Annotated in this window: 8 protein-coding genes and 1 pseudogene; 6 read left to right on the forward strand and 3 right to left on the reverse strand. The window is 70.6% G+C overall.

The window, feature by feature from the left end; all coding sequences use genetic code 11:
* Together AQJ11_RS51490 and AQJ11_RS46710 are read left to right on the forward strand one after the other, a co-directional pair.
* A partial coding sequence (locus tag AQJ11_RS51490; RefSeq protein WP_159061693.1) for an SDR family oxidoreductase occupies positions 1-83 on the forward strand: 83 nt, incomplete at its 5' end.
* A 61-nt stretch (positions 84-144) separates the two neighbouring features.
* The gene (locus AQJ11_RS46710) at positions 145-525 is read left to right on the forward strand and encodes a heme-degrading domain-containing protein (RefSeq protein ID WP_244218469.1); all 381 of its coding nucleotides are present in this window, start codon (positions 145-147) and stop codon (positions 523-525) included.
* A gap of 165 nt (positions 526-690) precedes the next feature.
* Here the strand turns inward: AQJ11_RS46710 and AQJ11_RS32780 are convergent, their stop codons facing one another.
* A complete protein-coding gene (locus AQJ11_RS32780; RefSeq protein WP_058084336.1) occupies positions 691-1,539 on the reverse strand; it encodes a helix-turn-helix transcriptional regulator in 849 nt (282 codons plus the stop codon).
* Between the two features lie 139 nt (positions 1,540-1,678).
* Between AQJ11_RS32780 and AQJ11_RS32785 the strand changes: the two genes are divergently transcribed.
* The 4 genes and pseudogenes from AQJ11_RS32785 to AQJ11_RS32800 all read left to right on the forward strand — a co-directional run.
* Entirely contained in the window at positions 1,679-1,945 is a 267-nt protein-coding gene (locus tag AQJ11_RS32785) for an Atu4866 domain-containing protein (RefSeq protein ID WP_059265595.1), read from the forward strand.
* Positions 1,946-2,073: 128 nt separating this feature from the next.
* Positions 2,074-2,832, forward strand: coding sequence for an SDR family NAD(P)-dependent oxidoreductase (locus tag AQJ11_RS32790; RefSeq protein ID WP_014670076.1), 759 nt, complete (start codon positions 2,074-2,076; stop codon positions 2,830-2,832).
* Between the two features lie 149 nt (positions 2,833-2,981).
* The gene (locus tag AQJ11_RS32795; protein ID WP_059265596.1) at positions 2,982-3,758 is read left to right on the forward strand and encodes an SDR family NAD(P)-dependent oxidoreductase; all 777 of its coding nucleotides are present in this window, start codon (positions 2,982-2,984) and stop codon (positions 3,756-3,758) included.
* Positions 3,759-3,801: 43 nt separating this feature from the next.
* Positions 3,802-4,444: pseudogene (locus AQJ11_RS32800) on the forward strand (transposase); the annotation flags it as partial.
* 600 nt (positions 4,445-5,044) lie between these two features.
* Here the strand turns inward: AQJ11_RS32800 and AQJ11_RS32805 are convergent.
* The gene (locus AQJ11_RS32805; RefSeq protein WP_208616670.1) at positions 5,045-5,848 is read right to left on the reverse strand and encodes a phosphatidate cytidylyltransferase; all 804 of its coding nucleotides are present in this window, start codon (positions 5,846-5,848) and stop codon (positions 5,045-5,047) included.
* On the reverse strand, positions 5,845-7,608 hold the full coding sequence (locus AQJ11_RS32810; RefSeq protein WP_059265597.1) for a pyridoxal phosphate-dependent aminotransferase: 1,764 nt from the start codon (positions 7,606-7,608) through the stop codon (positions 5,845-5,847). Before AQJ11_RS32810 ends, AQJ11_RS32805 begins: the two co-directional genes overlap by 4 nt.
* Positions 7,609-7,729: the final 121 nt, after the last annotated feature.

The raw sequence follows: 7,729 nt of genomic DNA on the forward strand, positions 1-7,729 counted from the left end.
AGGCCGCCGCGTGGCTGCTCAGCGACCGCGCCTCGTACGTGACCGGCGCGATCCTGCCGGTCGACGGCGGCGCCGGCGCCTGACAAGAGCGGCCCGGGTCCTGATCCGCGCTTCATCGCCATCGCCGACGCCGGCGGCCACCTGCTGCCCTTCACGAGGGGGGACGACGCCTGGCTCGGCTCGGTCGACCTGACGAAGGCCAAGACCTCGGTGCTGTTCCGGATGCCCAGAGCGGCCCTGGGCGAGAGCTCCCAACCGGGCGGCCTCGTCTACGGGATTGAGTACGGCAACAACGGCCTGATCTCTTCGGTGGCGGACTGCCGAACGTGGACGCTGACGGCCGCACGGGCCGAGGTGTTGGCGTCTTCGGCGGCACCGCCGACCATGACGCGCACGTGGCCGAAGCCGCTGCCGAGGGGTACTGGCCCACCCGCCTCCCAGGGATCGACCGGTGACTGCTCCGGTCGGGCCACTTGCTCTGACCGCCCGACCGTGAGGAGAAGCCAACGCCCGCCAGTCGTGTGACTGAGCATTCCGCTCGGCATGTGACGGCCCTGGGGTCCTGGCTAATGATCACCGCAGGTGGCCGACCGCCCGGCCGGGTGTTCAATGAACGATCACCTGTGAAACACGCGGGGGCGAATCCGACCGGGCACTATTGCCGCCCTATCTCCATGTTCCGTCGGCTGATCAGCGGTGGGGCCGGGGGGCGGGCCGGCGCCGGGTAGCGTGGATGGAACCAAGCAGATTGAGGGACTGGGCACTGGGGCTGCCTGGTTCGGCGTGGTAGATGACGAGCTGCTGGCCGGGGGCGTCGCGTACGTCGAAAGCCTGGTAGGTGAGGGTGAGGGGGCCGACGTCCGGGTGGAGGAAGCGTTTGGCGTCCTGGGTCTTGCCGCGCACGGTGTGGGCGTTCCAGAGGCGGGTGAAGTCCGCGCTGTGCTCAGTGAGGGTGCGGACGAGTTCACGCAGCCGTGGGTTGTCCGGGTCAAATCCGGTTGCCTCGCGAAGGTTGGCGACGGTGGCCTGTGCTGCCCGGTCCCAGTCCGTGTAGAAGTTGCGGCCCGCGGCATCGAGGAAGGTCATGCGGGCCAAGTTGTCCGCCGGCTCGAACGGGGCGTAGAGGGCATCGGCCAGGGCGTTGACGGCGAGGAGGTCCAGGGTCCGGCTCATGACGAACGCTGGAGTGTTCGGGTAGCCGTCCATCAGCTGTCGCAGCGAAGAGCTGACTCGTTCGGCGGCGTGGGCGGAGGGCCGGTCGTTCGGCGTGGCCCCGGCTAGCCGGTACAGGTGCGCGCGTGCGTCCGCGTCGAGGCGCAGCGCGCGGCTGAGTGCGTCGATCACCTGTGGTGAGGGGTTGCGCTCGCGGCCTTGTTCCAGGCGGGTGTAGTAGTCGGCGTTCACTCCGGCCAGGACGGCGACCTCCTCGCGGCGCAGTCCGGCGACTCTGCGGGCCCCGTAGCTCGTCATGCCGACGTCCTCCGGCTGCAGGCCGGCGCGGCATGTGCGCAGGAAGTCTCCCAGGTGGTTGTCGTCCATGTATGCAGGCTAGGCGGCGGCTCGATGTGGTGCCTGGGTGTGCTGCACCCCGGCAGCACACGTCCTGGTTGATGGCCGCTGACCTGCGCAGACTCGGTGGAGCGGGAAGGACCACACCGTTCGAGGAGAGGAGCCCGCCATGGCCGGGACCGTTGAGGACGACCACGTCGACGTGGTCGGGATGTGGGTGACCGCGGATGGTCACATCCGGCAGGAACTGCTGCCGGACGGCCGCTACGACGAAGCCCGCGGCGAGCGGGCCAGCGCGTACACCGGCCGGTACACGGTGACCGGCAGCCACCTGGACTACGTCGACGACACCGGCTTCACCGCCACGGGCGACATCCGGGACGGAGTGCTCTATCACGAGCACCTCGTGCTCTACCGGGAGCGAAACCGGTCGTAGAGAAGGCCGGGCCACGGCCACTCTGGCACCGGGAGGCGAATCCGCCCTCGGCGGACGAAAAGGGCCCGATACAGCAGCCAGTCAGCCAGCCAGCCAGCCAGCAGCAACGAGAATTGAGGACCATATCCATGACAGGAACACGACTTGACGGAAAGGTCGCGCTGATCACGGGCGCGACCGGCGGCCTCGGCACAGCGACCGCCGAACTCTTCGCCCGCGAAGGCGCCCGGCTGGTGATCACCGATATCGCCGAAGGCCCCCTGCGGGAGCTGTCCCACCGGATCGGGGCGCCCGGCGCGGAGGTCGTTGCCGCCCGCCTCGATGTCTCCTCCGCGCGGGAGTGGGACGAAGTGATCGCCGTCGTACGCGACCGGTTCGGAACGCTGGACGTGCTCGTGAACCTCGCCGGCATCCTCGACTGGCCAGGTATCGAAGACACGCGAGAAGAGGAGTGGGACCGCGTTATCGACGTGAACCAGAAAGGCACATGGCTTGGCATGAAAGCGGCGATGCCGCTTCTGCGTGCGAGCGGCAACGCGTCGGTGATCAATACGTCGTCCGTACTCGGCCTGGTGGGAAGCGGTGCAGCTGCGGCCTACCAGGCGTCCAAGGGAGCCGTGCGCCTGTTGAGCAAAACCGCCGCAGTCGAGTACGCCCAGCAGGGAGTACGGATCAACTCACTGCACCCCGGGGTGATCAGTACCCCCATGATCCAGGACCTTCTGGACGACCAGGGTGACCAGCAGCCGGACATCCAGCGCACCCCCATGCGCCGAGCCGGCCGCGCTGAGGAGATCGCACCCGCGATCCTCTTCCTCGCCAGCGACGAATCCTCGTTCATCACCGGCGCGGAACTGGTGGTCGACGGCGGGCTCACGGCGCACTGAACAACCCGGCCGTACGACGTCCACGTGGGCCTGCCGCGGATGTGTCAACGGTGCGGCCCACCCGATCAGCGCACCGCACCACTGCACAGCACGCCAGATGCCCTGCACCGGCGCCTGCACTCACACTCACCTCCTCCCGGGACTGCACCATGACACCTGCAACCGCATCCGCCGCAACGTCCGAGTCCACCGAGTTCGCTGGGAAGATCGCCCTCGTCACCGGAGCCGCGCGGGGGGTGGGCCGGGAGACCGTGGCGCTCCTTCACGCCCGCGGGGCTCGGGTCGTCGCCCTCGACCTCCGCCCCGACGTCATGAACCTGGCGGAAGAGTTTCCCGGCGTCGTCGTGACAAACGGTGACATCACCCAGGAGGAGACCGCCCACCGCGCGGTGGCAACGGCCCTGGACGCCTTCGGCGGACTGGACATCCTCGTGAACAATGCCGGGCGCACCCAGAACAAGCCCCTCACCGAAACCACGGCAGAGGACTGGGACACCGTGATGGCGGTCAACGCCCGCGGCTCCTTCTTCTGCGCCCGCGAGGCGTTCCGGGCCATGAAGAGCCGCGGCGGCGGCGCCATCGTCAGCACCGGCTCGTACGCCTCCACCGTCGCCCTGCCCGAAGGTGTCGCCTACAGTGCGTCGAAGGGCGCCCTGGCCCAACTGACCAAAGTGCTCGCCGTCGAGGGCGGCCCGCTGGGCATCCGCGCCAACCTCGTGGCCGCGGGCGTCATCGAAACGGACTTCCTCGACACGATCCGCCCCGACAGTCGCGCCTACCTGGCGTCCTTCGCCACCGCGCAGCCCCTGGGACGAGTGGCGCAGCCCGAGGAGATCGCCGAGGTCCTGTGCTTCCTCGCTTCGCCCCGCTCCAGTTTCGTCACGGGAGCCGTGGTCGCCGCTGACGGCGGATTCACCGCAATCTGAGCGTTGTCCCGTAACTGCGGGTCACAGGCGAGATGATCTTGATGTGACTGGTGTGATCACGGCGTCGGAACCCTCCTGGATAGCCCCGTTCACCGGGCTGAGTCGGCGGCAGTTCGGCAAGCTCGTCACCGCGCTGCGGCGCGAGGATACGGGCCCGGTGCGCAAGGGCCGGCCGTGGAGCCTGCCGCTGGAAGACCGCGTGCTGGTGGTCGCCGCGTACTGGCGGACCAACCTCACCCTGCGCCAACTGACCCCGCTGTTCGGGGTGTCCAGGTCCGCGCCGACCGCATCATCGACCACCTCGCACCCTCGCTCGCCCTGCAGCAGCGCAAGCGGTTCCGCAAGGACACCGTGCTGATCGTGGACGGGAGCCTGGTTCCCACCCGCGACCACCAGGTGGCCGAGCAATCGAAGAACTACCGGTACTCCACCAACCACCAGGTCGTGATCGACGCCGACACCCGGCTCGTCATCGCCGTCGGCCGGCCGGTACCCGGCAACCGCAACGACTGCAAGGCGTGGGAGCTGTCCGGCGCCACGGCGCCAAGGACGCCGTCGGCAAGACCACCGTCATCGCCGACGGCGGCTACCGGGGCACTGGCCTGGTCATCCCGCACCGCCGCGAGAGAGGCCAGGCCGACCTCCCCGGCTGGAAACAGGAGCACAACGCCTCCCACCGCAAAGTCGGAGGGGCGTGGTGCGGCGCCGGCGGTATGCCAGGTGGCGGGCGTTGCGTCGAGGGGCGGGGGGTTGCGTACCTGGTCGAGGGTGACGGACAGGGCGAATTCGGTGTGAGTGTCGGCGTAGCGCCGTTCCAGGCTCTGCAGGTCTTTCTCGGCGGCGGCCAGGTCGTGGGCGGTGGCGTGGTCCTGGCCGAAGTACGGGCCCTTGTCCAGGCGGGTGCGCAGTTCGGTGCAGGTGCGCCGTCGCGTGTCGATGAGCGAGGCCAGTGCGTTGAGGTCTTGGCGCAGCAGGTCCCGGGAGGCCAGGTGGTTGCGCATCGCGTGGTGGCGGTGGCCGTCTGGCGGGAGGTCGGTGAGCTGCGGGATCAGGTCGGTCAGGGCTTCGTGGGTGGGTGGCCGGGTTCCTGATCGTCATTCCAGCCGGCCATCACACTGAACAGCACGGCGGCCAGCGGCAGCAGCACCACCGGCGCCCACCGGCCAACTCCTTCAGCTGGAGCACGACCTCTTCGTCTCGAAGGGGCCTGGCTGTCACTCAGAGTGGCCGCGTCACAGAAGTCGGGCCAAAGGCGCTTGCCGCGTACGAAGCCACCGCCCCGTGGCTCACTTCAGCACCAACAGTACCGCCAGAGCGACGAGGAGGGAGTCAATCCGGTCGAGGATGCCGCCGGAGCCGGGCAGCCACCGGCCGGCGTCCTTGGCGCCGGCGCCCCGCTTGACCATCGACTCCAGCAGGTCCCCGAACGGGCCGCCGACCGCCACGGCCACCGCCGTCTGCCACGTCAGGGAGGACAGCACGGCCAGTGTGAGGAGACCGGCCGCGGCCCCAGCCAGCGTGCCGCTCCACCGCTTGGCGGGCGACAGCCGGGAGAGCCGGGGGCCGCCGATTCGGCGACCCGCCGCGTACGCGACGATGTCGGCGATCGACACGGCCACGAACAGGACGAGGCCGAGGGCGCCGGACGATACGAGGCCAGCCAGGGCGCCCAGCCACACGAGCCCCAGCAGGCCCGCCCCCAGGCGGCGGAGCCCGTGCTCCGCGTCGCCCGAGAGCAACGGCACCCCGGCAATGGCAAGCGCTCCGGCCGCCGCCACCCGGAGCACCTCCCCGGGGGCCAGCCAGGCGGTGAGGACGAGTCCGACGATCGCCGCGTCCAGCACTGCCCGGTCCACCGGACCCAGCAGGAGCAGCCCGCCGAACTCCGCCACGGCGACCACACCGACCACAGCCACGAGCACCGCGATCCCCGGTGGACCGAGCCAGAACGCGGCGGTGACCAGGGGCACTCCGAACGCCCACACGCACCAGCGGACCATCAGTTCACGGCGCCGGGTCGCCGCCACGGCGACGCCTCCGACCGCCAGTGCCCCGCCGAGGTACGGTACGAGACCGACGACCGTCGTCACCAGGAGGCCCGTCCCGGCGCGGCCGACACCACTGCGGCCGGCGTGCGCAGCGCGTCCAGGGCGCTCTGGCACGCCGCCACGATTCTCGCGTTCTCCGCCGTGTCGCGGACGGCAATCCGGACGGTCCGCCCCTCGTACGCCGGGGACATCGGCGACAGGTCACGCAGGAAGACGTCGTGCCGCCGGCACTCGCGCACCAGCCGCGCCGCGCTCGGTCCGTCCGGCGGCAGGGTCACCGTGAGGAAGTTCGCCACCCCCTCGTCGACCGAGGAGAACCCGTCCAACTCCCCGAGGTCGTACGCCAGTCCTCGGCGCAGCACATGGGTACAGGCCCAGCGCTCCGCGTAGTACGCGGGGTCGCGCAGCGCCGTCACGGCAGCCAGCTGGGCCGGCAGGCTCACGGGCCACGGCGGCGTCCAGCGCCGCAGATCCCCGGCCGTCTCCGGACCGGCCACCAGGTACGCGGCCCGCATCCCCGACAGCGCGTACATCTTCGACAGCGAGGTGCAGACCACGACCCGGGCGTCGACCGCGGCGAGCCCGGCGAGCGAGTCCGCCGGATCGACATACCCCAGGTACGCCTCGTCGATCCACCACCGGGTCCGCACGGGCGAGGCTTCGATCACCGCGCGCAGCGCGTCGGCCGGGGCGTGGCGGCCGGTCGGGTTGTTCGGGTTGACCACCACCACGAGGTCGTACCGTCCGTCGCCGGTCGCGGTGGCGAGCCGGGCCGGGTCGAGCAGCCAGCCGTCCTCCCGGCGCAGTTGGAGCCGGTCGACCCGGCAGCCGATCACCCGCTCGGTGACATGGGCGTACTCCCCATAGCCGGGATCGAGCAGGAGCACCCGGCTCCCCGGCGTAAGCCACCGGCCGAACGCGCGGAAGATCAGATCGGACGAGCCCGCCCCGACGACCAGCGACTCCACCGGGAGCCCGCGGACCTCGGCGATCTCCGCGAGCAGTCCCTCCGCGCCCGTCGGTGGCGAGGTCCGGGCCGCCCACCCGGGATCCTCCGAGAGGACCGCGCGGACCCCTGGGGACGGTGGGAACCAGGCGTCCAGCACATCCGCCGCGACCACCTCGTGACGGCGGGGCAGGGTCCGGAAGTCCGTGCCGATAGCCGAGAAGAACGTCCCGCCGTGCTCACAGCCGTCCGCACGCGGCGCGAAGGGCACGTCGAGCCGCCAGTCGAGGCCCGTCCTCAGCCGCTCCAGGATCCGGCCGTGGCGCTCCGCGACCGTCCTCGTCAACTCGGCCAAGGTGCCGCTGAGGACCTCGAAGGAGACGGCGCCCGAGCGGACCGTGCGTCCCACCGGCCGCAGCCCGGCGGCGAGGTACATGTCGAGCAGTTCCGTGCGTCCCATCGCCACCACCCGGCGGCCGCCCCGCGCCGCGACCCAGCGCAGCGCCGCGTACATGAGGAGGGGCGCCGCCGCGGTGGACCGCCAGTGTTCCTCGACGGTCAGGACGCGGATCTCGAACGGCGCCTCCTCGGTCAGGACCGGCAGCTCCTCGCGCGTCAGGTACTTGTCGAGGGAGTAGCGGCCGACCCACGGCGGGGTAAGGCTGACGAAGCCTATCCGCGTCTCGCCGCGCGCGGCCACGAGATAGATGTTGTCGCCGTCGAGTCCGTCACTCAGCCTCCCCGACGGATCCACCGGATGCTGGCCGAGCTCCTCCGCGTACACGCGGTGGCGCAGTTCGTGGATCCAGTCGTGATCCCGAGGCGTGGCAGTGCGCAGCTGCAGGGCATGGTCCATGCGTATGTCCCCCCGAGGCGGTCCGGCGTTCGCGCCCCAGCATGGAGGAGTCCGGCAGCCAACACCTGAGTACGCGTACTCAGCCGGACGGCGAAGGAGTTGGAAGCGGTGCAGGTCAGGG

The sequence above is a fragment of the Streptomyces corchorusii genome, assembly GCF_001514055.1.
Classification (GTDB): Bacteria; Actinomycetota; Actinomycetes; order Streptomycetales; family Streptomycetaceae; genus Streptomyces; species Streptomyces olivaceoviridis.